23 protein-coding genes and 1 pseudogene are annotated in these 26,062 nt (G+C 57.9%); 5 read left to right on the plus strand and 19 right to left on the minus strand.

Annotated features, from left to right (window positions below):
• The first annotated feature begins 19 nt into the window (after positions 1-19).
• Positions 20-391, plus strand: coding sequence for a glutaredoxin (locus tag N7422_RS24195; RefSeq protein ID WP_279808884.1), 372 nt, complete (start codon positions 20-22; stop codon positions 389-391).
• A gap of 60 nt (positions 392-451) precedes the next feature.
• Here N7422_RS24195 and N7422_RS24200 read toward each other — a convergent pair whose 3' ends face one another.
• Positions 452-1,054 carry a glutathione S-transferase family protein gene (locus N7422_RS24200; protein ID WP_279808885.1) on the minus strand — a complete coding sequence of 201 codons (603 nt, stop codon included), beginning with the start codon at positions 1,052-1,054 and terminating at the stop codon, positions 452-454.
• A 147-nt stretch (positions 1,055-1,201) separates the two neighbouring features.
• Between N7422_RS24200 and N7422_RS24205 the strand changes: the two genes are divergently transcribed.
• Positions 1,202-2,392, plus strand: coding sequence for a benzoate/H(+) symporter BenE family transporter (locus N7422_RS24205; RefSeq protein ID WP_279808886.1), 1,191 nt, complete (start codon positions 1,202-1,204; stop codon positions 2,390-2,392).
• 79 nt (positions 2,393-2,471) lie between these two features.
• On the opposite strand, the gene N7422_RS24210 is transcribed toward N7422_RS24205, so the two are convergent.
• Together N7422_RS24210 and N7422_RS24215 are read right to left on the minus strand one after the other, a co-directional pair.
• Entirely contained in the window at positions 2,472-4,412 is a 1,941-nt protein-coding gene (locus tag N7422_RS24210) for a methyl-accepting chemotaxis protein (protein WP_279808887.1), read from the minus strand.
• A 106-nt stretch (positions 4,413-4,518) separates the two neighbouring features.
• Entirely contained in the window at positions 4,519-5,916 is a 1,398-nt protein-coding gene (locus tag N7422_RS24215; protein WP_279808888.1) for a PLP-dependent aminotransferase family protein, read from the minus strand.
• 116 nt (positions 5,917-6,032) lie between these two features.
• On the opposite strand from N7422_RS24215, the gene N7422_RS24220 reads away from it, so the two are divergent.
• Entirely contained in the window at positions 6,033-7,199 is a 1,167-nt protein-coding gene (locus N7422_RS24220; protein WP_279808889.1) for an MFS transporter, read from the plus strand.
• A 1-nt stretch (position 7,200) separates the two neighbouring features.
• Here N7422_RS24220 and N7422_RS24225 read toward each other — a convergent pair whose 3' ends face one another.
• The gene (locus tag N7422_RS24225; RefSeq protein ID WP_279808890.1) at positions 7,201-7,962 is read right to left on the minus strand and encodes an SDR family oxidoreductase; all 762 of its coding nucleotides are present in this window, start codon (positions 7,960-7,962) and stop codon (positions 7,201-7,203) included.
• A 178-nt stretch (positions 7,963-8,140) separates the two neighbouring features.
• Between N7422_RS24225 and N7422_RS24230 the strand changes: the two genes are divergently transcribed.
• On the plus strand, positions 8,141-9,142 hold the full coding sequence (locus N7422_RS24230; RefSeq protein ID WP_279808891.1) for an NADP-dependent oxidoreductase: 1,002 nt from the start codon (positions 8,141-8,143) through the stop codon (positions 9,140-9,142).
• A gap of 72 nt (positions 9,143-9,214) precedes the next feature.
• On the opposite strand, the gene pyrF is transcribed toward N7422_RS24230, so the two are convergent.
• Entirely contained in the window at positions 9,215-9,916 is a 702-nt protein-coding gene (gene pyrF, locus N7422_RS24235) for an orotidine-5'-phosphate decarboxylase (protein ID WP_279808892.1), read from the minus strand.
• Positions 9,917-10,098: 182 nt separating this feature from the next.
• On the opposite strand from pyrF, the gene N7422_RS24240 reads away from it, so the two are divergent.
• Positions 10,099-10,266: a DUF2897 family protein gene (locus tag N7422_RS24240; RefSeq protein ID WP_279808893.1), complete on the plus strand. Its 168-nt coding sequence runs from the start codon at positions 10,099-10,101 to the stop codon at positions 10,264-10,266.
• A gap of 47 nt (positions 10,267-10,313) precedes the next feature.
• On the opposite strand, the gene N7422_RS24245 is transcribed toward N7422_RS24240, so the two are convergent.
• The 14 genes and pseudogenes from N7422_RS24245 to N7422_RS24310 all read right to left on the minus strand — a co-directional run.
• Positions 10,314-10,652, minus strand: coding sequence for a ComEA family DNA-binding protein (locus tag N7422_RS24245; protein ID WP_279808894.1), 339 nt, complete (start codon positions 10,650-10,652; stop codon positions 10,314-10,316).
• 230 nt (positions 10,653-10,882) lie between these two features.
• Positions 10,883-11,464 (minus strand): hypothetical protein, encoded by a 582-nt coding sequence (locus N7422_RS24250; protein ID WP_279808895.1) that lies wholly within the window; start codon positions 11,462-11,464, stop codon positions 10,883-10,885.
• Between the two features lie 188 nt (positions 11,465-11,652).
• Positions 11,653-12,606 carry an NAD-dependent epimerase/dehydratase family protein gene (locus N7422_RS24255; RefSeq protein WP_279808896.1) on the minus strand — a complete coding sequence of 318 codons (954 nt, stop codon included), beginning with the start codon at positions 12,604-12,606 and terminating at the stop codon, positions 11,653-11,655.
• A 199-nt stretch (positions 12,607-12,805) separates the two neighbouring features.
• Positions 12,806-14,800, minus strand: coding sequence for a nucleoside-diphosphate sugar epimerase/dehydratase (locus N7422_RS24260; RefSeq protein WP_279808897.1), 1,995 nt, complete (start codon positions 14,798-14,800; stop codon positions 12,806-12,808).
• Between the two features lie 131 nt (positions 14,801-14,931).
• On the minus strand, positions 14,932-15,954 hold the full coding sequence (locus tag N7422_RS24265; RefSeq protein WP_279808898.1) for a glycosyltransferase family 4 protein: 1,023 nt from the start codon (positions 15,952-15,954) through the stop codon (positions 14,932-14,934).
• A 205-nt stretch (positions 15,955-16,159) separates the two neighbouring features.
• Positions 16,160-17,302, minus strand: a complete 1,143-nt coding sequence (locus N7422_RS24270; RefSeq protein WP_279808899.1) for a glycosyltransferase — start codon at positions 17,300-17,302, stop codon at positions 16,160-16,162.
• Positions 17,303-18,277, minus strand: a complete 975-nt coding sequence (locus N7422_RS24275; protein ID WP_279808900.1) for an NAD-dependent epimerase/dehydratase family protein — start codon at positions 18,275-18,277, stop codon at positions 17,303-17,305. It abuts the gene before it with no gap.
• Between the two features lie 50 nt (positions 18,278-18,327).
• Positions 18,328-19,398: a hypothetical protein gene (locus N7422_RS24280; protein ID WP_279808901.1), complete on the minus strand. Its 1,071-nt coding sequence runs from the start codon at positions 19,396-19,398 to the stop codon at positions 18,328-18,330.
• Positions 19,395-20,474 carry a hypothetical protein gene (locus N7422_RS24285; RefSeq protein ID WP_279808902.1) on the minus strand — a complete coding sequence of 360 codons (1,080 nt, stop codon included), beginning with the start codon at positions 20,472-20,474 and terminating at the stop codon, positions 19,395-19,397. Before N7422_RS24285 ends, N7422_RS24280 begins: the two co-directional genes overlap by 4 nt.
• Before the next feature lie 96 nt (positions 20,475-20,570).
• Positions 20,571-21,818 (minus strand): O-antigen translocase, encoded by a 1,248-nt coding sequence (locus N7422_RS24290; protein ID WP_279808903.1) that lies wholly within the window; start codon positions 21,816-21,818, stop codon positions 20,571-20,573.
• Positions 21,815-22,939: a DegT/DnrJ/EryC1/StrS family aminotransferase gene (locus N7422_RS24295; RefSeq protein WP_279808904.1), complete on the minus strand. Its 1,125-nt coding sequence runs from the start codon at positions 22,937-22,939 to the stop codon at positions 21,815-21,817. Before N7422_RS24295 ends, N7422_RS24290 begins: the two co-directional genes overlap by 4 nt.
• 60 nt (positions 22,940-22,999) lie before the next feature.
• On the minus strand, positions 23,000-23,404 hold the full coding sequence (locus tag N7422_RS24300) for an FdtA/QdtA family cupin domain-containing protein (protein ID WP_279808905.1): 405 nt from the start codon (positions 23,402-23,404) through the stop codon (positions 23,000-23,002).
• A 377-nt stretch (positions 23,405-23,781) separates the two neighbouring features.
• Positions 23,782-25,203, minus strand: coding sequence for a Wzz/FepE/Etk N-terminal domain-containing protein (locus tag N7422_RS24305; RefSeq protein WP_279808906.1), 1,422 nt, complete (start codon positions 25,201-25,203; stop codon positions 23,782-23,784).
• Between the two features lie 206 nt (positions 25,204-25,409).
• Positions 25,410-26,062: pseudogene (locus tag N7422_RS24310) on the minus strand (O-antigen chain length regulator); the annotation flags it as partial.

Here is a 26,062-nt window from a genome sequence, read left to right on the forward strand (position 1 = left end):
TTCATTTCAGGAGTTGCCCATGATCGTCAAAGCCCTGCGGGTCGGCCTCGGCCAGCTCATCGTGTTCGGCGACTGGATCAGCCGCCCGGCCAAGAAGAAGCGCGACGCTTCGGCCCAGGCGCGGGTCGAGCAGGAGGCCAAGGGCCTCGCGCTGTACCAGTTCCATGCCTGTCCGTTCTGCGTGAAGACCCGCCGCACCCTGCACCGCCTGAACGTGCCGGTGGCGCTGCGTGATGCGAAGAACGACCCACAGCACCGCCAGGCGCTGCTCGAGGGCGGCGGTCGGGTGAAAGTGCCGTGCCTGCGTATCGAGGAGGACGGCAAGGTGAGCTGGATGTATGAGTCCAAGGACATCATTGCCTATCTGGACAAACGCTTCGCGGGGCTCTGACAGCCCCCATACCCGTGTAGGAGCGGCCTTGTGCCGCTCCTACACGGGGGCGATAGCCGGTCAATCCACCATCGGCACATGCCGTGGATGGCTGGCCACCCGCGCCAGCCAGGCCTGCACGGCCGGGTAACCCGCCAGGTCGAAGCCGCCCTGGTGCGCCACATGGGTATAGGCGTACAACGCCACATCGGCGATCGAATACTGCTCGCCGACCAGGTAAGGCGTCATCTCCAGCTGCTTGTTCATCACCTTGAGCGCCTTGTAGCCGCCCTTGTGCAGGCCCCTGTACTCCTCCAGGCGCTCGTCCGGCAACCCGAGGTAGAACTGGATGAAGCGCGCCACGGCAATGTACGGCTCGTGGCTGTACTGCTCGAAGAACTGCCACTGCAGCACCTGGGTGCGCAGGCGTGGCTCGCTGGGCAGGAACTCGCTGCCATCGGCCAGGTAGTTGAGAATCGCATTGGACTCCCACAGGCAGGTACCGTCCTCGAGCTTGAGCACCGGCACCTTGCCGTTGGGGTTCATCGCCAGGAATTGCGCAGTCTCGGTCTCGCCCTTGAGAATATCCACCGGCTGCCATTCGTACGGACGGTCAAGCAGGCTCAACATCAGCTTGACCTTGTAGCAGTTGCCCGACTGGTAGTCCCCATACACCTTGTACATTGCCCCTCCCCTTTTCACGCCGTTGTCGATCAGCGACCAATAGTTGGCGACTGTACGGCTAAATGCAATGCCCGCTGTATGGCAAGGATCGCGCCATGGCACGGTAGCCTGAAAAAACTGCTTACACCTGTACAAGGAATTCACCCCATGACCGATGCCACCTCAGCGCGTCCACGCCCGCTGGCGGACAGCTCGCCTTCGGCGGTCGTCGCCGGCTTCATCGCCATGCTCACTGGCTACACCAGTTCGCTGGTGCTGATGTTCCAGGCCGGCCAGGCCGCAGGCCTGACCAGCGCGCAGATTTCCTCCTGGATCTGGGCCCTGTCGATCGGCATGGCGGTGTGCAGCATCGGCCTGTCGCTGCGCTACCGCACGCCGATTACCGTGGCCTGGTCGACCCCGGGCGCGGCGCTGCTGATCACCAGCCTGGGCGGCGTGAGCTACGGCGAGGCCATCGGCGCCTACATCACCTGCGCCGTGCTGGTGCTGATCTGCGGTCTCACCGGCAGCTTCGAGCGCCTGGTCCGACGCATCCCCGCCTCACTCGCCTCCGCCCTGCTGGCCGGCATCTTGTTCAAGATCGGCAGCGAGATCTTCGTCGCCGCCCAGCACCGTACCGTGCTGGTGCTCGGCATGTTCTTCAGCTACCTGCTGGTCAAGCGCCTGTCGCCGCGCTATTGCGTGCTGGCGGCACTGCTGGTCGGCACCGCGCTGTCCGGCGCCCTGGGATTGCTGGATTTCAGCGGTTTCCAGCTGGAAGTCGCGACCCCGGTATGGACCACGCCAAGCTTCTCGCTGGCGGCGACCATCAGCATCGGCATTCCGTTGTTCGTGGTGGCCATGACCTCGCAGAACATGCCCGGCGTCGCCGTGCTGCGCGCCGACGGTTACCAGGTGCCGGCCTCACCGCTGATTTGCGCCACAGGCTTCGCCTCGCTGCTGCTGGCGCCGTTCGGCTCACATGGCGTCAACCTGGCGGCGATCAGCGCGGCGATCTGCACCGGGCCGCACGCCCATGAAGACCCGGCCAAGCGCTACACAGCGGCGGTCTGGTGCGGGATCTTCTACGGTATCGCCGGCACCTTCGGCGCGACTTTGGCGGCGCTGTTCGGCGCCCTGCCCAAGGAGCTGGTGCTGTCGATCGCGGCACTGGCGCTGTTCGGCTCGATCATGAACGGGTTGAGCGTGGCCATGGGTGAGGCCCGTGAGCGCGAAGCGGCGCTGATTACCTTCATGGTCACGGCGTCGGGGTTCACCTTGTTCTCGATCGGCTCGGCGTTCTGGGGGATCGTGGCAGGGGTGCTGACCTTGCTGATCCTCAGCCCGCGCAAAGGCTGACAACGCAATCGCGGGGCAAGCCCGCTCCCAACGCCTGACCTGTGAGTGGGCATGCGTGGGAGCGGACCGGTATAGGCCATCACAAGCGGAAATGCCCCACCATCCCCTTCAAGTCATTGCCCAGCTGTGCCAGCTCGACACTTGAGCGGGCGTTGTCCTCCATCGCCAACGCCGCCTGATCCGCGCTGCCGCGAATCTGCGTGACGCTGCGACTGATCTCCTCGGCCACCGAACTCTGCTGCTCGGCCGCCGCGGCGATCTGCTGGTTCATCTGCTGGATCAGCGACACCGCCGCGGCGATGCTGCCCAGGGCGCTTTCGGTCTGCAGCGTGTCGGCCACCGCCAGGCGCACCAGCTCGGCGCTGCCGCGAATCTGCCGCACCGACTGCTGGGCGTTGCCGCGCAGACTGGCGACCAGGCGCTCGATCTCTTCGGTGGAGTGCCGGGTGCGCCGGGCCAGGGCGCGCACCTCATCGGCCACCACGGCGAAGCCACGGCCCTGCTCTCCAGCCCTGGCCGCCTCGATCGCCGCGTTGAGCGCCAGCAGGTTGGTCTGCTCGGCCACACTCTTGATCACCTCCAGCACGTCGCCGATGGTGTGGATCTCGGCACTCAGGCTGTCGATCCCGCTGCTGGCGGTTTCGGCGGCCGTGGCCAGTTGCTCGATGCGCTGCAAACTCTGGCGCACCACCTGCTGCCCGGCCTCGACCTTGTCGTCGGCGGCCTGGGCCGCCTGGGCCGCCTGCTCGGCATTGCGCGCCACGTCATGCACGGTGGCGGTCATCTGCTGCATGGCGGTGGCCACCTGTTCGGTCTCGCCCTTCTGGCAGCCGACCTCGCGATTGGTCTGCTCGGTGACCGCCGACAGTGCCTGGGCGCTGCCCGCCAGTTGCTCGATGCCCTGCTGCAGACCACTGACGATGCCAGACAGGCCCTCGGCCATCTGCTGCATGGCCTGCAGCAATTGACCGACCTCATCGCCACGCGGCGCCTCTGCCTCGATGCCCAGCTCACCGGCGGCAATGCGCCGGGCACGACTGATCACCCGCTTGAGCGGCGCGACCACGGCGCGGGTGATCAGCCAGGCAGCCAGCACACCCACCAGCAGCGCCAGTGCCGTGGCCCCGGCGATGGCCCCGGCGTTGCGGGTCAGTTCGGCCTGCATGGCCTGCTCCTGGGCAGCGTAGGCCTGGTCGACCCGGGCCGTGACCTGCTCGGCGCGCTCCTGCAGCTGGCGCTTGATGCCCTGCTCCTGCCCGAGCAAGTCGGTGTACTCGTTGAGCCTCTCGGAGAAACTGGCGATATGCCCAGCCACCTCGCCCAGCACACTCTGGTATCCGGCATCGGCGACGGCTGACTTGAGCTGCTCCACGAGAGTCGCCGCTTCCACCGTTTGTGCGATGCGCCCCTGGGCGATGGCCTCGTCGCCCTTGCGGCTCTGTTCGAGGCGGACCCTGGCCTCGTCCATGGCCTGCAGCATCAGCCGCGAGACCTGCGCCACCTGCCCGGCCTGTTCGAGAAAATCGCTGCCCTGCTGGCCCTGGGATTGCTTGAGGGTATAGGTGCCGTCGTCGCTCAGGCCGGCCTGCAGCACATCGAGGTTGTTGGCGACGCTGGACACCGACCAGCTGGCCATGTCCAGCGCCAGCTCCTTGGCCTGGACCGCCTGGACGAACTGATCGAAGGCTTGCCCGTATGCGCCGAGGTCAGCCTCGGCCGCCTCCAGCACAGGGATGCCACGGGTACGCTCGACCAACCCCTGCAAACCGCTGCGCAGCGCCTCGGCCTCCTTGACGTCCGAGCGCAAGGCGAACGCCTGTTCGTGCTGGCGCAACTTCAGCAGGTCGGTGTTGAACTGGGCCATCTGGCGCAGCCCATCGAAACGCTGGCCGACGCTGGCCAGGGCGTATACACCGATGGCCGCCACCACCAGGGTCAACAGCAGCACCAGGGCGAAACCCAGGCCCAGCTTGCGCGCCATGCCCAGGTTGGCCAGTACTCCGTGCTTGGTCGCCACCATCGCCCATCCCCCGTCGTCTCTGATCTGGCAAGAGTGGCAATGGCGCGGACTCCCTCACAAGAGCCGGAGGTACCAATGGTGTCATTTAGCTATGTTCGTGTCGTTTTCAGGCCGATGAAGGTCGCCCTGCATCGGCAAAGAACGCCTGCGCACGGCAATCCTGCCCATAAGCGACATTGATTCGCAGCCAGTCGCAAGCCCGCCCTTGCGGGTCGAAGGCACTGCCAGGCGTCAGCAGCACGGCATGCTCAAGCGCTCGGCGCTCCAGCTCGGCGAAGGTCAGCCCCGGCACCCGCGCCCAGACGAACATGCCGCCGAACGGTTCGCAGAACACCTCCCAGCCACACGCCTCCAGCTGTCGGAGCACTCTGGCCATGTGCTGGCCGAGGCGCATCCGCAGGCGCTGCACGCTCTTGCGGTAGCTGCCATTGGCGAGCATCTGCCCGACCACCTGCTCGGCGAAGCGTGAAGTACCGATGCCACTGACCATCTTCAGCTCCGCCAGGCGCGCGATCAGTGTGGGCTCCGCCACCAGATAGCCGACCCGCAACGCGCTGCTGAGGGTCTTGGAGAAACTGCCCATGTAGATCACCCGCTGCTCACTGTCGAGGGTGCACAAGCGGGTCGCCGGGCCTTCCTGGAAGTCCGCGTAGATATCGTCCTCGACGATGCGCAGATCGTGCTCGCGCGCCAGCTCCAGCAGCCGGTAGGCGACCTTGGGCGTCAGGCTGGTGCCGGTCGGGTTCTGGTACAGGCTGTTGATGAACAGGCAACGCGGCCGGTGCTCGGCCAGTACCTGTTCGAGCACCGCCAGGTCCGGACCGCCAAGGGTGCGCGGGACTTCCAGCATCTGCACGCCATGCTGGCGCAGCAAGTTGTACAGGTTGTAGTAGCCGGGGCGTTCCACCAGCACCTTGTCCCCCGGCGACAGCAGCGTGCGCACCAACAGGTCGAGTGCATGACTGGCGCCCTGGGTGGTGATGATCCGCTCGGGCTCGGCGGCGATATCCAGCCGGGCCAAGCCCTTGTGCAGCTGCAGGCGCAGACTGGCCAGGCCCTGGGGCGGGCAATAGTCGAACAATGCCTCGGGGGCGCCGCGGCTGACCTGGCGGATAGCCTGGGCCAGCTCGGCCTCGGCGCGCCAGGCCACCGGCAACCAGCCGCAGCCGAGCTTGAGCAATTCATCGTGCCCCTCGCGGAATTGCCGCCAACTGCCATCGATCGCCTCGCCCCACGGCGTGCCGGCGTCCGACTGCAGGCCAGGTTTACGTTCGGCGACGAAAAAGCCGGCGCCATGCCGGGCTTCCAGCCAACCGCTGGCCACCAGCCGATCATAGGCTTCGATCACGCACGACGCGCTCACCGCCTGATCCCGCGCCAAGGCACGGATCGACGGCAGGCGCGCGCCAGGACGCAGGCGCTGCCGCTCGATCCAGGCCTGCAGGTGCCGGGTCAACTGCTCGACCAGGGGCAAGGGGTGATGGCGATCCAGATTGAAGTGCATGGAAAGTGTTCGCTGATTTCAGGCAAACAGTTAAGCACAAATGCTGCTGGAGTGTGCCTTGGCGATCCCGGCCCAACGACCGATGCTGCACGAAACCGATCCAGTGGATACCTTCGATGCCTGTTCGTCACGCGCCAGCCCTGCTGGCTTTCGCCCTGTGCCTGATCACCCTGGCGGTGAACCTCCAGGCACCGCTGTACATGACCTATGCCGACCTGTCCGGACGCGGCGCAGCGGCCACCGCCGTGGCCTTCTCCGGCTATGTGCTCGGGGTGCTGCCGGTGCTGCTGGCGCTGGGCGGCCTGGCCGACCGGGTCGGGCGGCGCCCGTTGATCCTTGCCGCCCTCATCCTGTCGATGGTCGCCACGCTGATCATGCTGCTGATGCCAAGCCTGGAGACACTCGGCCTGGCGCGGCTGCTCCTCGGCCTGGGCACCGGGCTGGCCTCGGCCACCGCCACGGCCTACATGAGCGAGCTGATGGCGCCCGAGGATGGCGGCCGCGCCATGCTCTGGGTCACCGCCAGCACCTCGCTCGGCTTCGGCCTGGGCGCGGCACTGACCAGTCTGTTCCTGTTGCGTGGGCCAACGCTCACACCCGCCAGTTTCCACCTACAGCTGGCCTTGGCCGCGCTTGCCCTGCTGCTGGTCTGGCGCCTGCCCGATCCGCGTCCGGCGCAACGCAGCGCCATGCTGCGCCTGCCCTTCTACCCGGCCGGCAGCCTGGCGTTTGGCCTGGCGATCCTGCTGGCCTGGGCTTGTGTCGGGCTGGTCATCGCCCTGCTTCCGGGGATCCTGCGCCAGCATGGGTTAAGCGCCTGGTCGGGGTTCTCGACCTTCTGCGTGATCAGTTGCGGGTTGCTGTTCCAGCCTCTGGCACGACGCATGGCCAGCATCCGGGCGACCTTGCTGGGCCTGCTGATACTGCCGTGCAGCTATGCGCTGCTGGCCTGGGGGGCTGATACCGGCAACCTGCCATGCGTGCTACTGGGTGCTGTCGCCGCCAGCAGCGCCTGCTATGGCTTCATCTACCTGGGCGGGCTGGCGGCGGTGAATCAGTTGGCCAGCCGCGAAAAAACCCGGGCGAGCGCCGGGTTCTTCCTGCTCGCCTACCTGGGGTTCAGCCTGCCGGTGATCTTCACCGGGCTGCTCAGCGACCGGCTGGGATCGCGCACGGCGCTGGAAGCGTTCGGCGGCGTCCTGCTGGTGGGCTGTGCCGCAGTGGCGTTGACGTTGTGGACATCTGCGCGGGCACCCTCGCGGGTGAACCCGCTCCCACGGTAGCTCAGATCGCCAGCGCGCCGCCATCGACGGTCAGGCTATGCCCAGTGGTGAACGCCGCGCCATCGCTGCACAGGTAGAGCACGGCGCTGGCGATCTCCTCGACCTTGCCGATGCGTCCGACCGGGTGCATCGCCGCGGCGAATTCGGCCTTGCGTGGGTCGGCCTCGTAGGCGCGGCGGAACATGTCGGTGTCGATCACCGCCGGGCACACCGCATTGACCCGAATGCCCTTCTTCGCATACTCGATGGCCGCCGACTTCGTCAGACCGATCACCGCGTGCTTGGAGGCAGCGTAGATGCTCATCTTCGGCGCCGCCGACAGGCCAGCCACCGAGGCGGTGTTGACGATGGCGCCACCGCCCTGGGCCAGCAGCAGTGGCAACTGGTACTTCATGCACAGCCACACGCCCTTGACGTTGACGCCCATGATCGCGTCGAATTCCGCTTCGCTGCCTTCGGCCAGGCGGCCCTTCTCGATCTCGATACCGGCGTTGTTGAAGGCATAGTCGAGCCGGTCATAGGCCTGGACGATCCGTTCGTGCAACTGACGCACATCGTCGTCGCGGGTGACGTCGCACGCCACGAACCGCGCCTCGCCACCAGCCTCGCGAATCAGCGCCACCGTAGCCTCGCCCCCGCTCGCATCACGGTCGGCCACCACTACCTTCAACCCCTCGGCGGCGAACGCCAGCGCCGTCGCCCGGCCGATACCCGCCGCACCACCGGTGACCAGGGCGACCTGGCCGGAGAAAGTCATGCTCATCACTGGCTCCTGCAAAATGGATGGAAAGTCCGCGCTGAGTCTAGTCAGCCCGCCGCCGGGCTGGGCAGCATCATCAGGGGCGCGGTTGGACTACTATCGTTCGCGGTGATCTTGCGTGACGTCGCCCATCCAGCAGGCCGATCATCGTGCCTCTTGCCTCTATCCAGGAGAATCAGCCATGAGCTACACCAATCGCCGCTTCCTGCTCAGCAAACGCCCGGTCGGCGCCGTGCGCCGTGACGACTTCACCTACGAGCAGGTGCCCGCCAGCGAGCCGGGCGAGGGCCAGGTGCTGGTGAAGAACCTCTACCTGTCCCTGGACCCGGCCATGCGTGGCTGGATGAACGAAGGCAAGTCCTACATACCGCCCGTGGGCCTGGGCCAGGTGATGCGTGCGCTCGGCGTCGGCGAGGTGGTCAGCTCCAATCATCCGGACTTCAAGCCCGGCGACCCTGTCAGCGGCGCCCTGGGCGTGCAGGACTACTTCACCGGCGAGCCCCAGGGCCTGCACAAGATCGATCCCAGGCTCGCGCCCCTGCCCCGCTATCTCTCCGCCCTGGGCATGACCGGCATGACCGCCTACTTCGCCCTGCTCGATGTCGGCCAGCCCAAGGCCGGCAACACCGTGGTGATCTCCGGCGCCGCCGGCGCGGTCGGCAGCATTGCCGGGCAGATCGCCAAGCTCAAGGGCTGCCGCGTGGTAGGTATCGCCGGCGGCGCGCAGAAGTGCCAATACCTGCTGGATGAACTGGGCTTCGACGGCGTCATCGACTACAAGGCCGAAGACGTGTTGGCCGGCCTCAAGCGTGAGTGCCCCAATGGCGTGGACGTGTACTTCGACAACGTCGGCGGCGACATCCTCGACGCCGTGCTGTCTCGGCTCAATTTCAAGGCCCGCGTGGTGATCTGCGGCGCCATCAGCCAGTACAACAACAAGGAGGCGGTCAAGGGGCCGGCCAACTACCTGTCGCTGCTGGTCAACCGGGCACGCATGGAGGGCTTCGTGGTGATGGACCACGTCAAGGAGTACGGCAAGGCCGCGCAGGAGATGGCCGGCTGGCTGGCCAGCGGCAAGGTGAAGAGCAAGGAGGATGTGGTGGACGGGCTGGAGACCTTCCCCGAAACGCTGCTCAAGCTGTTCAGTGGAGAGAATTTCGGCAAGCTGGTGCTGAAAGTCTAAGGGCTGCCGCACAGCCCCTGTGGGAGCGGGCTTGCCGGCGATGGGCTGCAATGCGGCCCCGACACTTGCGGATCAGCCGCGGATCTCGGCCACCACGGCAGCCAGCGCCTTGGCCGGGTCCGCCGCCTGGCTGATCGGACGCCCGATCACCAGGTAATCGGAACCCGCATCCAGCGCTTGGCGCGGAGTCAGAATCCGGCGCTGGTCATCCTGGGCACTGCCTGCGGGGCGAATCCCCGGGGTCACCAGTTGCAGCGCAGGATGCGCCGCCTTCAACGCCGGCGCTTCCAGCGCCGAGCACACCAGACCGTCCATACCGGCCTTCTGCGCCAGCGCCGCCAGGCGCAGCACCTGCTCCTGTGGGTCGACGTCCAGACCGATGCCGGCCAGGTCCTCACGCTCCATGCTGGTCAGCACGGTCACACCGATCAGCAGCGGCTGCGGGCCGCTGCGCTTGGCCAGCTCTTCGCGGCAGGCCGACATCATGCGCAGGCCACCGGAGCAATGCACGTTGACCATCCACACGCCCATCTCGGCCGCGGCCTTGACCGCCATGGCGGTGGTGTTGGGGATATCGTGGAACTTGAGGTCGAGGAACACTTCGAAGCCCTTGCTGCAGAGGGTCTCGACAATGCCTGCGGCGCTGCTGGTGAACAGCTCCTTGCCGACCTTCACCCGGCACAGCGCCGGATCAAGCTGGTCAGCCAGCTTCAGGGCGGCATCACGGGTAGGGAAATCCAGGGCGACGATCAGGGGCGTCTGGCAGGCGGACATGGGCAGGGTCTCTTGGCAAGTCGTAAACGGCGCGCATTGTAAACGAAGTGGCCAAGGGTTTGGGGGCCGCGGGTCATGAGAATTGGCCAGCCTGGGTGTGACTTCTATACTGGAACCAATGGCTGCGGCAGTGGATCGAATGCCATGCGAGCGGTGCCCTTCAAGCGTTCAGGAGAATGTCGATGCCTTGGTATGCCTGGTTGATACTGATTGTCGCCCTCGGCTCGATAGTCGGCGGGTTGATGCTCTTGCGGGATACGGCGAAAAAGTTGCCGTTGACGGAGGAACAGCTCAAGAAGGTACATGAGCGAAACGCAGAAATGGATGAAAAGGAGGCAAAGGATCGATAGAAGCTCGATGGCCGAGCAGAACATATGGTCGACCATCGAGAGAGAGGTCAGTCCACCGTCAGTCGATCTCGATTACGCTCCAGCAACGCCTTTCCAATTCCCTTGATCTCCAGCAACTCGTCGACCGTTGAAAAAGGGCCATTCGCTTCGCGGTAAGCGACGATCGCTTCTGCCTTGGCTTTGCCAATGCCAGTGAGAGACGTCTGTAGCGCCAGTGCATCTGCGCTGTTCAGATCGACGCTGCCTGAGGTGGGTGACTTTGCCTGCGCAACAGGCACCTGCACGGCTACCGGATTATGCTCTGCCTGTACTGTCGCCGCACTAAGGGAGAACGACAGTCCGGCGAAAAGAGGCAGCAGCAAGTAGGAAAGAATGGTGTTACGCATGATTCATGCACTCCTGTGAATTAATATTGCAAGGCAGCGCTTCCCGCGCTGCGTTGTCAATATAGTGCCTGCCTTAGCCAAGCGCCTGCAGCTTTCCGCATGAATTGGTAACTGAATCAGACATCGCCGAGAGAGACCGCCATGCTCCGGCCATATCCAACCAGCCCCTCAAGACGTTAACACAATAAAGCGAAGCCAATGCCGGCGGCCAAGCCACTGCCTTATGCTGATCAACCGACAAATGCCCGCCGTCGCGCGCCCATAAGGCTGAGCATCTTCGCTCTGGCCGGCGATTCATAATACTTGAACAACAGCACACTAATCGCCAGGGCAATCAAGAAGTACATGATCGCATAGGAAATATCCGTCAAGAGCGCGTGATCACTGCCAATACGAAGCCGCACATCCTGCCCCGCAATAATAATCAGCTGATGAACGAGATAGAAAGCAAAACTTGCCTCACCCCACAACATCAAAAGACGACCACTGATCACCCGGGCGAGCACACCAGATTGGAATGCGAATGAGAAAATAACAAACGCCATGGGCGCCACGTAATACACATCAAATCTGTGTGCTTGTGAAACGTACTTGCCGAAATACAAGAAGGTGGCCAAAAGCACCAGTGAGGCGCACTGCAGAAGCCTGGCATTCCTTGCGGAAGGCGTGGGTATGACCAGGTAAAACCCAACATAACCTTCATACATGACGTCATTGAATGGGTGTACCGCTGTCGGCGAATCACTCTGAGCGAGAAAATTCAAGTGACTGAAAAACACCATCAACGCCGCAAAAAAACGCAACGAGGTCAACGCTGAAAGCTATTCATTAAAATTAAAATCTCACAACAGATTCATCACTTTCAGCGTCAAATGTCAGCAGTGTCTTGCAGCACAGGGTCGAAACTGAACGCGTCCATGAATCGCCCCTGCCTTTTCGTGCATAGCGCCCATCATGGAAAATCGACCTGCCATGCAGTGCCCATTGACCGCGCAGTCGCCTAACCCCTGAGCTCCCGATATTTTTTCCCGGTCGCGAGCAGCGCATCGGAAGCACTCAAAGGCGGCACCCAGCCTAAAAGCTCACGACACTTGGAAGAGTCCACCTGAAGCGAGCAGCACAGTTGCGTGTAAAGGTTCTTCTTGCCAAGCAATCCTGCACCGGCTGCCATCAACGATGAAGGCACAGGTAGCAGCCTCACCTTTTTCCCCATCCCTTCTCCTAAAAGGTGCAGGATGCCGGGCAGTGAAAGGTCTTCATCATCACTGATCAAAAAAGTCTGACCGCCCGCAGCGGGATGCCGCACACAACAGGTTATAAAGTCAGCCAGATTATCAAGCGCAATCATACTGCGGCGATTGTTGATAGAAGCAAATGGCATGGGGATACCTGAAGCCACCAGCTGCAACAGCCGTCTGAAATTACCCGGTGCATGAGCGGCATACACCAACGGCGGTCGAATAATCACCAACTCCATCGATGTAGTCTTCGTGAAGCGCTCAAGCGCCTCTTCAGCCTCAAGTTTTGACTGAGCATACGGCGCGTGAGGCGCTGGGCGGGAGTGTTCAGCGAATGGGGTTTCGCCCGTCACATTGCCGTTTACGCCAATTGAGCTGATGAAGACAAAGCGCTTTACTCCAGCCGCCGCTGCCTGCTGCGCCAACGCCAGGGCGGCGTCGACATTCACCCGTCTGAACTCAACCAGGGGCTCGGCATGGCTTTCTTTCAGCACATGCGCTCGGGCGGCAAGGTGAACGACAACATCAATACCTTCAAGCACGCTACGCCAATCCGTATCGGCGCCAATGTCACCCAGTGCTACAGCGTTTCTCGCGGCTTTCTGTTCGTCATTGAGCGTTCGCACCGTCTTGGTCACCTGCACAGCATCGCGTTCAAGACGATCGCAAACGGCCTGCCCCACGAACCCAGCACCGCCCGTTACCAGCACATGCATACTTATTCCTTGAGATATCTCTAATCTCTTATCAACTTGATTTCGCGCTGGATAAACACTCCAGCTTCAGGAAAATCTTCGCCATCCAAATGTCATGCTCAGCGCGAATCATTCATGGTCTCGGGCGCCCGAAAGGAGCACCTCAAGCGCCCGACAGGTGACCGAGCACTCGGCGTATCAGTCACCGATCCAGGCCTTGCTAAATTTCAGATCGCCGCTGCTGATAGACCCAATCGACGATTTCACCATCCGGCGTATAACCACTTACGTTCTCACGCAGCTGCTGTCGCACGCTGAGATAATCATCAGCGTCCACCGCCGCCATGAGTGTCGCCAACCTGTCCTTGAGAACATCCCAGGACAGGAAGTCCTCGTTGGCGCTCATGATCATCGGATGCTTGGTCGAGACGACGTTGTCACCGATCAGCAACTCTTCATAGAGCTTCTCGCCCGGGCGCAGCCCCGTAAACTCGATGGCGACATCACCGTGCGGGTTGCGTTCGGAACGAACACTGAGGCCCGAGAGGTGAATCATTTTCTCCGCCAGATCGGCGATGCGCACTGGCTCTCCCATGTCGAGAACGAACACATCACCACCTTGTCCCATGGAACCGGCCTGAATCACTAACTGAGCCGCTTCGGGAATGGTCATGAAGTAACGGGTGATTTTCGGATGGGTAACGGTCACAGGACCACCATCCTTGATCTGCTTATGGAAAAGTGGAATGACCGAGCCAGAAGAGCCGAGCACATTGCCAAATCGCACCATGGTGAAGCGCGTCTTGTTGACACGAGACACTTTGGCCGAATCGCCGAACAATACAGGCGCCAACTCCCGGCTGAGCGCTTGCAGCACCATTTCCGCCAGACGTTTGGTGCTACCCATCACATTGGTCGGGCGCACGGCTTTGTCCGTGGAGATCAACACGAAGTTCGCCACGTTGGCTTGCAAGGCAGCCTGGGCGGTATAGAGCGTACCGAGAACGTTGTTCAGCACGCCTTCCGCAATGTTGTGTTCAACCATCGGCACATGCTTGTAGGCGGCGGCGTGATACACCGTATTGACATTCCAGATGCGCATGGTTTCAAGCAAGTGCTTCTGATTGCGAACCGATCCCAGGAACGGCAGTACTCGGACAGGGAGAGACTCCCGGACAACCCTTTGCTCCAGCTCACTTAGAATGCTGTAGAGGTTGAACTCGCTGTGCTCGAAAAGGAGCAACGCTGTCGGCTTGAGCGAAAGAATCTGGCGGCAAAGCTCCGAACCGATCGATCCGCCGGCGCCAGTCACCATGACCACTTGCCCTGTGATGCAATGCGCCAGCAAGTCATTTTGCGCAGGCACTGCATCGCGACCGAGCAAATCGGCGATATCGACCTCCTGGATATCATCGACCTTGACCCTGCCACTGGCCAGATCCATGAAGCCCGGAATACTGCGCACATGCAAAGGGAAGGCCTCGAGATAACTGAGAATTTCACGGCGGCGAGCACGTCCACAGGACGGGATCGCCAACAGAATCTCCTCGGCCCCCGTCAGCTCGATCATCCGTTGAACGTCATTTCCCCTGAATACCTGAAGCCCTGCGATGACGCGGTTGGCAAGTGTTTCATCATCATCGATGAAGGCCACGGGACGCATCACCCGTCCCATCACAAGCGCCGCTGCCAATTGGTTGCCTGCGGCACCCGCCCCATAAATCGCAACCTTGGGCAGGCCGTTGTCACGGCTGGCAAACGGGACATGCTGAGTGGCGGCGTACCAATCACCCAGGAAATAGTGGCGCATGATCATGCGCAGCCCGCCAATCATGATGACGCTCAACCACCAGTAGTTGAAAATGATCGAGCGGGGTACCACGACCTGGTGGTTGCTATACCAATAGACCACAAGCGCCAGAATCAAGGATGAAAGGCTCACCGCCTTGACGATGGCAATCAGCGCATGATTGCCAAAGTAACGCATTACCGCTCGGTACATGCCGAACCGAATAAACACTGGAATAGCAATCAGAGGCGCCGCGGCAAACAACCACAGATGGTCCTCAACCGGGTTGACCATCTCATCCAGCCCCAGTCGTACGACGAATGCGAGCCATAGCGCCAACCAGACCAGCAAGACGTCGGAAACCACCTGCAGCGCCCTTTTGTAGCGGCGCGGCAACCCGAGCATGCTTGTTCTCAATCTATCCATACCTCAGAGAACTCCTCTCCTGCTCCATATATTGGCAACTGTGAAGCAACCTTCACCGACTGTAACGATGCTGACATGCATTTGACACGCAGAACTCGTGCGTGATTCTACATCCTCTGCTCGTAAACGCATTACCGATCGGCCGTTTCCAGTGCTCCCGCATTGAAGCGAACTGCCAACCAGACCAATGGAACATAGGCGACGATCACCGCGACCAGCCCATCGATCCAGCCAAGCGCTACGCAAACGGACCAAGGCAGCAACCAGGCCAGATTGATTACCAGGACACTCAAGGTGACCGGCAGATGGCGACCATACTTGCGTGAAGCGAACTGGTAGGCATGGCTGCGATGGGCCTCATAAACCTTGTCTCCGCGCAAGAGGCGACGGATCAGGGTATAGGTGGCATCGACGATGAAAACCCCCAGCAGAATGATCCATGCCCACAACAACTGTGGCGAAGCCCAAGCCGCTTGCAAGGTAAGCATGCCCAGAGCGACGCCAAGGAAACCACTTCCCGCGTCGCCCATGAAAATGCGGGCAGGTGGGAAATTCCAGATCAGGAACCCCAGTGCCGCAGCGCCTAACAACACTGTCGCCTGGGCGGTACCCGGCAACCCCACGATGCCATACAGCAATGCGCCACCCAGGCAGGTACAGACCGCCTGGACACTCGCGATGCCATCGATACCGTCCATGAAATTGTAGAGATTGAGCAACCAGACCAGATAAAAGACGGCCAGCACATGCCCCACTACGCCCAGGTCAACGACGGTTCCGAACAAAGGCACTGGCGGCAGGCCACCCAGCCATGCGAGGGCCCATATCGCAGCCGCGAAATGACCGAGCAGGCGCCAACGCGCGGCAATGTGGCCGTGATCATCGAGAAACCCCAACACCGCAATGCCTGCGCCCGCCCCACCCATGGCCCAGACGAAATTCGACTCGATCTGCCCAGATCCAGCAAGGAGCAGCAAGGCCACGAGAAAACTGACAACGATCGCGACGCCACCACCGCGCGGAGTGGGAACGGAATGAGAGCTCCGGGCATTCGGTACATCCATGAGGCTGCGAGCCAGCGCATACCTGCGAACGCCCCAGGTCAGCAAATACGAAAGGGCAGTGACCACAGGGAGCCATAACCAGACTTGCATTAAATGTTGCTCCATAAAGCGACAAGAGACCGTGGTTAAGGTCTCGTCTATTGTCAAGGCGGGCATGCAACCAAGCGTGAAGCTAAAGGCCAATGCCCGGTTCATAGCGGCGGCGCTGGATGATACTGGATGATCCAGCTGACCGCGCCCCCCTGCCTCGGGAAAACTACCTTCAGGTTGCCATTTAGAAAAACGCCAACGTCATCTAATTGACCTTGCGCCTCACGAAATCAACCATTTCATTGATGATCCGTTGTTGAGAAAACTGACGATGAGCTCGCTCGTGCGCCTGACGACCAAGCGTTCCTCGCAACGACGTGTCGGCATAGAGCAGCTGAAGAGAGTCAGCAATCTCAGCAATTGCACCGGGCGTGTGAAAAATGCCCGTAGCGTTCTCCACCACCGCATCAGTCAGACCGTAGATTCTCGAAGCAATGGCAGCACACCCGGTGCCAGCCGCTTGAATAGTCGCCGAGCTGAAGCCTTCCCGATAACTGGGAATGCAGAAGACATCGGACGCTGCCATGTAACCTTCCGGATCATAGGTGAACTCGATGCGTCGGACTTTCGGCATACAGCTAATCAGCGACTGAGAGAGCTCATGTTCGATACCCTCCTCGTCTGGCCCAATCAAGACAAAGTAAGCGTTCGGCATTGAAGGTGCTGCCTGCGCAAATGCCTTCGCCAGATCCAATACGCCTTTATCGCGTGTGACACGCGCCATGTACAAAAAGATCACGGACTCGCTGTCAATACCCAGCTCATCACGATAACGCTTGCGGGCCTCAGGATCAGGCTTGAAACGATCGGTGTCGACGCCGCTGATGGACCCTTCACCCAGTACCGTGATCTTGTCGCCCGGCACAACATTCTCATTAATCAAAAACGTTCGTTGTGAAGGGCTGTCAGCCATCACATGGGTCGCACAAAACGCAAGCAGCCGGTCAAGCACCTTCAATCCAAACCTGGAAATACCTGTGCTCGTGTACCAGACCTGCCCGGTAAAGATATGAATGCGATTGGGGACTCGAGCCAGGAAACTTGCCAGCATGGCCAACAAGCCAGACTTCGGCATAATCGAAAGTACGCAATCGAACCTGCCTTGGCGAAAAATGCGCCATAGGCCGAATAGCGCCTTAAGATCATTAACCAGGGAAACCTTTCTCTCGATACCGAGGGGAATGAAAGACACCCGCGCATCATGGACCCCTACCACCTCTTCTGGCCGGGCATTGGCTATCAATGTGACATCATAGTAGTCACATAGCGTGCGAATATGCTCACGCATGAACAACCGAAGCGCCCCGGGAACGGTGGAGACGATGCACAACTTCTTCTTCTGTACCATTTACTTTTTTTCACCCCGCGCGGCAACACTATCCTTCCCACCCAAGAAGGCTGGAATAAACTCGGGTATGCCGTGCTTGAAGTCAAATTCCAGCCGCGTGCGAATATGCTGGTTACTGTAACCACCTTTGATCGTTAGCGCATCGACTCGCTGCGGCGTCAATGGCAGCCTGATGAACGGTGGCTTGGCAGCCATCACCGCACGAACAAGCCTCTCAGGGATACTCCAGCGAGGAGGAGATACTTTCGCGTAAGCCGCAAATCCATTGATGACATCAACCTGAGCACAATCATTTGAAACGATGAATGTCTCACCGATCGCGCGCGCATCTGTACCGCAGACGACCAGCGCCGCGACCACATCATCGACATGAACATAAGTTGACACGTTGGACTGTCTTTTCCCGATATAAAAGAACATTCCCCGGCGCACCATGCTCGCCAGCTGAAATACCGATTGATTCGGCATACTTGAGCCAATCACAACGGTCGGTCGAACAATCGTATAAGTAAACTTCGACTCTGTCTCAGCCGCCAGCTTGACAAGCTCATCAGAAATCGTCTTGGTTACTTCATAACTGCCCACGGGTGACGGAAAAAACGTTTCATCAACTACAGACGTTTGCGATTGGTTGCCATACGCTCCCGTACTGCTCAACTGAACCCAATGCAGCGCTTTCCCTGTTCTTTCTATGCGCTTCTTTACAGCGGAAAGAAGGTTCCGCGTACCGTTGACGTGCAAACCATACATGAGATCGGCATTTTTAATTTCACCAGCACAATGGTAGAGAACATCACATTCCTGCACAAACTCATCAAGCGCCGCCCCGCCACTGACTAGATCACCCTGGATAGACTTGACTTCGCCGAGTGTGGGTTTGCGACTCAACAAGGTAAGCGCATGTCCTTGCAAAATCAATGCCTCACACAATGGCTTGCCTATAAAGCCACTCGCCCCAGTCACGGAAATTTTCATATTATACTCACCCAAACCATGAAACAGCGAACCATGCAGGCATGGCAGTGTTATTCAACCAATGAAACTTGCCGGATAGGCCCCATGCCGTTCGCTAATCGTTTCCGCTGATAGATCAAGAAACACGCGATCAACACACCCACATAGTTATACATCCGCAAGCGCGCAGCCGTCCCAAGATTATCATTTCCGAGAATCCAGATGATCGAGTAGGTTATCGAGAATACGTAAATGAAGTCAATTAACGGGCTGGAATACCGACGATTGAGTAAAACATACCCCAACCCAAAAATAAATGGCGCACTCTCAAGCACAAATAAGGCTATCGAAGAACCGTTAGGGAAGAAAAAACCAAAAAACTGCCCAGAGAAGCTCTCGATAAAGTCGGGAATGAAGCCACCTGTCGAATCGAAGCGAATCCCCAAATTACTACCACCTTGAAGCGAATCAAACAACTCCCGATACTTCATAAGCGGCTGAAGATAGCCAAATGCAAAAAACAAATTCAGAAGAATCAGTATCGAGACACCATGAGTGACTACCCCAAACCTTCTGAAACGGACAAGTTTAAACAGAACGAACGATACAATAAATGCGAATCCGAGGTACCCTCGAAGTAGAAACAGGACCCCGGCCACAACAAAAACCACCAGCACCGCCCCCAGCTTACCCAGAAAAGATCGCGAATCTATCGATGCACGAACAGCAAAAATCCCGAGCAAAAAGACAAACAACATGGCAACATCGCGATAGATATCGAGCGTGTAGTAAAACAGTGTCGGATACGCACTCATTATCACCAAAGCAAGATAACAGACATTCTTATCCGCCCCCGCCGTCCGCTCTATACATAGCCTTGATACCATCCATGGAATAAAGACAACACCGAGCAGCATCAGTACAAAACTGACACCGGCTCGAGAGTACAGACCGCATTCGTTAAGGAATCTCAGCACATCCGGCCAAATACTGGACGTTACAAGGTCCGCTCCCCGCGCATAGGCATCATAATAATCACCATCATTGCCACCCGAAAAAAATGTCTGCGGGTTCATCATCAAGAATGAAAATATACACACCTTAACGAAAACAATGATTGCGAAGAGCAGAATATAAATCATAGCAGCCCCTGCCAATAACTGATGTACTGACCAGCAACTACAGACGGGGCATGATGGCGCAGAACGAACTCTCGGGAGGCGTGCGAACGCTCAGGTATCGTCTCTCGTTCTTCGATGATTCGCTCAAGAACAGCAGTCAACGCTTGTTGCTCGGGCAGCAGGTTATATACCGGAGGGAGAACGTCCCCGTATAGGATACTGGACTCTTGCTCGGCACCACCTGCGACTACTTTGCCTTGAGCCATCGAGTAAAGCGCATTCATGGCGAGGCTATAGGAAAATACTTGGTCGACCGATACATGCGTACGAGAAAGGACATCCAGGTACACTTCAAATGGCATGTGCCCTTTGATGATGCACTCAACGTCATTGGGGTATCGCTCTTTCAAATCCTCGAAACTCTTCTCAATCAAGAATGTACCTTTGAAACCTCGACGATTGAGGCCATGGAACAAAACTAGCTTTTGTGCCTTCACATCACTTTCAGAATATTTTATTTTACCCGCATCAATTGGGATCGGAATTGGGCGAGCCACTTTCTCAGCGTACCCCGCCGCACAGAACGTGGAGTAGTACTCGAACATAATGGGAATCACCCCATCAATGTATTTCATGCATGCGTGCATGGCCTTGAGATGATGAGCACCACGCATGTAATAAGGGCCTCCGCGATCATACTTCTCATGCCACGGAATGGGACTGTATCGCATGGTCTGCTCGGAGTACTTTACAAAAAAAGGATCATCGCCCGAGCCAGACAGCGTCACTACTTTATTGTGGAGCTTCAGATACCTGAAGAACAACAAATTCAAATATGGCAACCTGGGGACCACATAAAAATTCACAACATGGACGACATCATACCCCTGAAACATCCTCAGCTTGACAAACGGCAAGAGCAATTGCCTTGCTTTATAGCTGTAAATATTTTCGCCATGCCCCAGATTTATATCGGCGTCAAATTTCTTCCAGAAGTCGCTTGCCGCCGCCAGCGTCACATCATGCCCCTGAGCGCGCAATGCATTTCTCAGTTCCTTATGCAGACCACTGTACTCACCAATGAGTAAAATTTTCAAATCCGTCAACTCCGTTCAACAGCGAGGCAAGATTTCCACCCTATCGGGTGAACAACGAGTACATCGCAACATTCCTGCAACGTTCTACATTCAGGCTCAAGGCAGTGCTTTCTTGACTTTCAGCACCACATAGACAAACACCAGGTAAAACAGATAATTCAACGCATGAGCCATGGTCGCGCCAACGGCACCGTACTTATCGAACACAAGGACCAAGCCATAAAACAATGCCGACGATAAAACCTCGCCAAGTATATAAGGCTTCCAAAAAGCTCGAGCAGTCATGACATAAGCCAATACCCAGCTCACCACCTTGAGTGTGTCGCCAATGATTTGCCAAAAGAACAGTTCACGCATGGCGATAAACTCACCAGTGAACAGAACATGAATGATGAAATCACGCAACACGTACATCATCACGCCAATAAGTATCGCGACGGGAACAATAACCTTGTAACCTTGCAATATTTCCTGACGCAGCACCGACGCATCCCTGATTTCAGAAAACCGCGGAAGGAAATAAACGCTGATCGTGGTAGTTAGAAACATCAGATATGCGGCACTGAGGCGCCAGCTCGCTTCCCAGTAGCCGGCAATCTCCCAGCCATGCGTTTCCCCCAGATGATTCCGCACCATGATTTGACTCAATGGTACGCACAAGGCGGACACAACTGCCATCAGAGTGAACTTACCCAGGTTGAGCGCTACCGCGGAATCAACGCCTCCAAACAGATGTGTAAAACTGAACCAAGGCGCCCGAATACAGAGAAGCAGCGTGATGAAGAACGCAATAGACTGATAGACGGCCAACGCCACCAGCGCCCCATACAGACCAAACAGTGCAGTCATAACTACAGTCGTCAACAGGGCAAACAGGCTACCACCTATGTTAGCCATTACATAACGAGAGATCTCTTTCTTGCCATTCAGGATAGCCAAGAGCAACGCATTTAAAGTGAACAGCAAGAGAGTGGCGCTAAACCAGAGAAAAACGCCCCCATAGCTCTCGTCCTTCAGAAACCAATCAGCCAAGACTCGGTTGGCGAGGGCGATGATGACAGCAGCAACGATAGAGCAGCATACAACGATGCCACCTGCCGTGCTCCAGACTTTCCGCTGCTTTGCCTCATCCCCTTCATATTCCGCTGTGTACTTGGTGACACCGGTGCTGATTGCACCGGTGGCAAACGTCGTTATCATCTGCACCGCATTCTGAAACTGCCCAAGTGCTGCGTAACCAGCAGGCCCCACATAAATAGCAAGAACCTTGTTTATCCCAAGTAACGTCAGCAGCTTTATAACGACCGCTATACCATTTAACAAACTGGTCTTCAACAGTGTCATGAAGCACTGGCCATAACAAAGCTATTGCATGCAGCGATTACTTTATCCGCGTCCTCATTCGACAGTGTCGGCCCCATGGGTAGGCTTAACACCTCCTCATGAAGACGCTCACTCACCGGGAAGGAAAGCTCGTTCCACTCTTTATATGCACTTTGTTTATGTGGAGGGATTGGGTAGTGAATCAGTGTTTGAACACCGTGTTCAAGCAGGTGCTTTTTCAAGGCCTCACGCTGCTCGCAGCGCACTACGAAGAGATGCCAGACATGCTGTTCATCAGTCGCCTCTCCCCCGATGCGCGGCAAATTGATGCAGGGGTTCTCGATACCATCAAGGTAGCGTTGCGCGATTTCGCGACGACGCTGGGTATGCTGATCAAGGGAAGTAAGCTTGATGCTCAGAATTGCCGCCTGAAGCTCGTCAAGCCGACTGTTCACGCCCTTGAAGAGATTCTTGTACTTCTCATGAGAACCATAATTACGCAAGGCGAACAGCGTCTGCGCAAGTTTTTCGTCATTTGTAGTAATCGCCCCACCATCACCCAGCGCCCCTAGATTTTTTCCAGGGTAGAAGCTAAAACCGGAGGCATCTCCCCAGTTACCCGCCTTGCGGGCATTCAATGAGGCTCCATGAGACTGCGCGGAATCCTCCAGCACCAGTAACCCATGTTCCTCCGCCAGGGAATTGATCGCGGGCATATCCGCCAACTGACCATACAGATGAACAGCGAGAATAGCGCGCGTCTTGCTAGTCACAGCAGCGGCTGCGGCTTCAGGGCAAATATTGAACGTTACCTCGTCCGGTTCAACCAACACCGGAACAAGACGGTTCTGGCTGATTGCCAGGATGCTGGCAATGTAGGTATTACTTGGAACTAGCACCTCGTCACCGTCTGCCAGCCGTCCAAGCTCCTTCCATGCCTGCAACGTCAGAATCAGAGCATCCAAACCGTTCGCCACACCAATGCAGAACTTAGTGCCGCAATATCGCGCGAAGGCCTCTTCAAACTTAGACAGTTCCTGCCCGGCAATATACCAACCTGAGTCGATGACACGCGCACAGGCATCGAGCATGGCCTCGCGATCCAGTTTATTGATCGCCTTCAAATCCAAAAAATCAATCATGCTGCAAAATTCCTGATAATTTTTGCCAGTTTGCCAACGACCAAGGTAAAAACGGGAATATTAGACATGGGCAGCTACATCCAGAAACTCTTGATAATCGCGAATATAATCACGCTCATCATAATAATCGCTAGCCATAACCAATAACACACAGTCCTCACTGAACTCGTGCATTTCGTGCCATATCATCTTTCCGATGCTAATGATCTTGCCAGGAGAATCGAGAACGACGTTTTCGGTCGTATGACCATCACTCAATAGCATGCGACACTGACCTGCCACACACACAGCAGCCTGTTCCAATTGCTTATGAGCATGAAATCCTCGCGAAACATCTACCGCCGTAGCAGTCAGAAAATAGACGCGCTTGATATCAAATGGGATATTTCTGCTCGCTTCAAGTACATGGAGGAGCCCTCGCTCATCGCCAAGAACCTGAATATCAAAAAACTCGACCAGACTCATTTTCTTGCCTCAATGTAATCTTGTGACATATTTCCGTCCATTTCACTGATTCATCATTCGGCAATTAGATTCACTGCAGGACATAACGCCAAATATTCATGGCCAACCAAAACGCTCGCAACCCTTCACCTGGCACAAGCTGCGGCCTAGCACCTATGGACAGTCAATTATACGGAACCAGGCCGACAATGAAACTCATCGTGCAAGACGATGGACAAGGCGCTCAATTGGCGAGACGTAGCTTTCGACCGAGCAGGCGCCATCCTTTTGCCATCGCCGCCTATGGCCCCTCCGCGCAAACTCAGCTCGCGACGTCTCCGCTCACCAGACAAGACAGTTCACCCGCCCTACAGAGGAAAACAATAACGATCAGGATGCTATTTGATTCTCACAGGCTCGGCTGCGGCAAGCGAGGCACCATGCCCAGTCGCACCGACGACCGGCAGAGAAGCTCTCTGGGCATGCTGGCGCAATACGGCCACGCAGTGACGACCCAACGCCACAACACACCCTAGCCCCAAACCGAGGATCAGGGCCCCGATCAATACAAGCCAACGCTTAGGCGATACTGGAGACTCCGGCGTTAAAGCCCTCTGATCGACGGTGACCAACGCCTGACTGCCAAAATCGGTGTTGAGCGCATTCAAACGGGCAGCCTCTGTGCGCCAGGCCTGGGCGTCAGTGAGGAACTTATCTTCATCGGAACGCTTCTTGAGGTTTTCCACCTCCCGATTCGCCTGCAGCATCTGCAATTCCTTCGCAATTGCGGCGACGCGAGGATTTGAGAAGTCATCCGTCTGGCGGCGTTGCAATGCCGCCTTTTCAGCCTCCAGCGCCTCCGCACCGATAAAGTACAAAGGAAGCTGCTGACTGTTGACTTCTGTTTTGAAAACGTTCCCCGCCCCAGCAACCTTCTCGCTGGCCAGCGAAGAAGGCGTCCCAGGTTTAATCAGCCCCAGGCTTCGAGCAATCGAGATCTCCTCGTCGAGCTTGGCTATCCGGGCTTTTCGCTGCATCTTCAACTCAAGTCTGAGCGCTTGCAACTCATCCTGCAATCGCTCCCGAGTGATCGCATCCCGCTCCAGGAGCAGCGCAATCTTTGCGCTTTTCTCAAGGCGGTACTCCGATCTGGCGGACTCCAGTTTTCCTGTTATCTCTCGCAGCCGGTTATCGACCATAACTTTCAGATCCGAAGCAATCTGAAGCCGCTGATTTGCGATAACAAAGTCCACGTATCGATTCAATATCAATGAGCCGTCAATGCCGGCGGGGTATTTAAAGGTAAGCACCACTGATCGCCCGACGTCATCAGTCGCAGAAGCGGGCTCAGGAATAGTCAGCGCCCCAAGAAACAGGTCTTCAAAATTTTGCTCAAGCGTGCGTTCCGACTTCAGGTAGGGTTGAAAAAGCTCTTGGTTGGCGCTGAAGAAGGTCAGGCGACTCTCATAGGAACGCAGCGAAACGGCTACCTTCGCTAATGCACCACCGGGAGGGCGATTGTAGATACCGGAGCGGTTCAGCTCATCCAGGTCCTTGAGCTCCGCCGGACGAAGTACGCTTTGGACCTCATAGACAGGCTTGACCCAAGAAAGGTACAACAGCGCAAACAAGACAACGGCCGCAGCCACCCCGGCGATAACGAATTTCTGTCTTCTCAGAGCCTGCCAAGTGGCGAGCAGGTCGAACTCATCCATGGATTTAAGGGGGAGATGAAAAGTGGTCAATGTGCCTTCCGCCTTCGAGAAATCGCTATAAGGGTATCCTACCCCCAGCCAAGCCAGGCAAAGCGACGCCAGCATTCATGCACCGTGCCACGCGCAAAACTAACCTGCCCCTGAGGATTCTGACAGTGTGCCAGCAATCCTCCGACTCCAAAAGGCTTGACTACGCGTCAAACGCCAACCGACCACCAGCCCCCCCACCATGAGCGACCCAGCCCTCACCAAGAATGCTGATGTCGCTCAGTTCCTACCCGGCAATTTCTTGCCACCATCGGCACGCCCAATTAGCCGTGGAGTGACTCAGACCGACGCGCCTGTATCAGCTCCCAACCTTTCAACAACAAAGCCAGCAATACTCCCGCCGACAGCCCCAGCGTCGCAGCAAGCATCAGGATTATTGGGGTCCGTTGCCGAATAGGTTGATCGGGTATCTCAACCGCGCCATCCAGTCGATAGACATGAAGAGCGGCAGCGTCAATCTTCATCCCCTTGAAGAAGGCCAGCTGCTCCTCAAGCTTGCGCAAGCCCGGAATGAATGGATCATCTGAAACACGCTCTTTGAGGACTTTGATTTCTGCCTCGAGCGCTCGGACCCCGCGCATATAGACCAAAGACCCACCCATTTCAGCAGAAACATCGGCGGAGAGTGATTTTGAAATCAGTGGCGCGTGCTCCAACCCAATCGACCTGGCAACGACCAGCGCCTCCGTCAGCGCAGCGATTTCATCCTGACGCTGTTTAAAAGTGTTATCCCGCTTAAGCTGAATTTCTCGTCCGATATTACTGACTCGAAGCTTCGCACCAGCCATCGCATCACGAATTAATTGTTGTTTCGCGCGCTCTCCCGCAGAACGGGCGATGGCAGATACCCAATCGACAGCCTGATTTGGGGTTGCAGCCCTTACAGCTATAAAGTCTCTCTCCTTGGCGTCTTGAA

Origin of the sequence: Pseudomonas sp. GD04091 (assembly GCF_029836165.1) — a bacterium.
In the GTDB taxonomy this organism is placed as follows: Bacteria; Pseudomonadota; Gammaproteobacteria; order Pseudomonadales; family Pseudomonadaceae; genus Aquipseudomonas.

What these genes read in the sequence shown, in the direction of transcription:
- N7422_RS24295 (WP_279808904.1), bottom strand. Translation starts at nt 22,939, where the DNA reads ATGATTGATTTTTTGGATTTGAAGGCGATCAATAAACTGGATCGCGAG.
- N7422_RS24260 (WP_279808897.1), bottom strand. Translation starts at nt 14,800, where the DNA reads ATGGATAGATTGAGAACAAGCATGCTCGGGTTGCCGCGCCGCTACAAA.
- N7422_RS24240 (WP_279808893.1), top strand. Translation starts at nt 10,099, where the DNA reads ATGCCTTGGTATGCCTGGTTGATACTGATTGTCGCCCTCGGCTCGATA.
- N7422_RS24300 (WP_279808905.1), bottom strand. Translation starts at nt 23,404, where the DNA reads ATGAGTCTGGTCGAGTTTTTTGATATTCAGGTTCTTGGCGATGAGCGA.
- N7422_RS24195 (WP_279808884.1), top strand. Translation starts at nt 20, where the DNA reads ATGATCGTCAAAGCCCTGCGGGTCGGCCTCGGCCAGCTCATCGTGTTC.
- N7422_RS24280 (WP_279808901.1), bottom strand. Translation starts at nt 19,398, where the DNA reads ATGATTTATATTCTGCTCTTCGCAATCATTGTTTTCGTTAAGGTGTGT.
- pyrF (WP_279808892.1), bottom strand. Translation starts at nt 9,916, where the DNA reads ATGTCCGCCTGCCAGACGCCCCTGATCGTCGCCCTGGATTTCCCTACC.
- N7422_RS24200 (WP_279808885.1), bottom strand. Translation starts at nt 1,054, where the DNA reads ATGTACAAGGTGTATGGGGACTACCAGTCGGGCAACTGCTACAAGGTC.
- N7422_RS24270 (WP_279808899.1), bottom strand. Translation starts at nt 17,302, where the DNA reads ATGGTACAGAAGAAGAAGTTGTGCATCGTCTCCACCGTTCCCGGGGCG.
- N7422_RS24220 (WP_279808889.1), top strand. Translation starts at nt 6,033, where the DNA reads ATGCCTGTTCGTCACGCGCCAGCCCTGCTGGCTTTCGCCCTGTGCCTG.
- N7422_RS24275 (WP_279808900.1), bottom strand. Translation starts at nt 18,277, where the DNA reads ATGAAAATTTCCGTGACTGGGGCGAGTGGCTTTATAGGCAAGCCATTG.
- N7422_RS24210 (WP_279808887.1), bottom strand. Translation starts at nt 4,412, where the DNA reads ATGGTGGCGACCAAGCACGGAGTACTGGCCAACCTGGGCATGGCGCGC.
- N7422_RS24305 (WP_279808906.1), bottom strand. Translation starts at nt 25,203, where the DNA reads ATGCTGGCGTCGCTTTGCCTGGCTTGGCTGGGGGTAGGATACCCTTAT.
- N7422_RS24290 (WP_279808903.1), bottom strand. Translation starts at nt 21,818, where the DNA reads ATGACACTGTTGAAGACCAGTTTGTTAAATGGTATAGCGGTCGTTATA.
- N7422_RS24230 (WP_279808891.1), top strand. Translation starts at nt 8,141, where the DNA reads ATGAGCTACACCAATCGCCGCTTCCTGCTCAGCAAACGCCCGGTCGGC.
- N7422_RS24255 (WP_279808896.1), bottom strand. Translation starts at nt 12,606, where the DNA reads ATGCATGTGCTGGTAACGGGCGGTGCTGGGTTCGTGGGGCAGGCCGTT.
- N7422_RS24215 (WP_279808888.1), bottom strand. Translation starts at nt 5,916, where the DNA reads ATGCACTTCAATCTGGATCGCCATCACCCCTTGCCCCTGGTCGAGCAG.
- N7422_RS24245 (WP_279808894.1), bottom strand. Translation starts at nt 10,652, where the DNA reads ATGCGTAACACCATTCTTTCCTACTTGCTGCTGCCTCTTTTCGCCGGA.
- N7422_RS24225 (WP_279808890.1), bottom strand. Translation starts at nt 7,962, where the DNA reads ATGAGCATGACTTTCTCCGGCCAGGTCGCCCTGGTCACCGGTGGTGCG.
- N7422_RS24205 (WP_279808886.1), top strand. Translation starts at nt 1,202, where the DNA reads ATGACCGATGCCACCTCAGCGCGTCCACGCCCGCTGGCGGACAGCTCG.
- N7422_RS24265 (WP_279808898.1), bottom strand. Translation starts at nt 15,954, where the DNA reads ATGCAAGTCTGGTTATGGCTCCCTGTGGTCACTGCCCTTTCGTATTTG.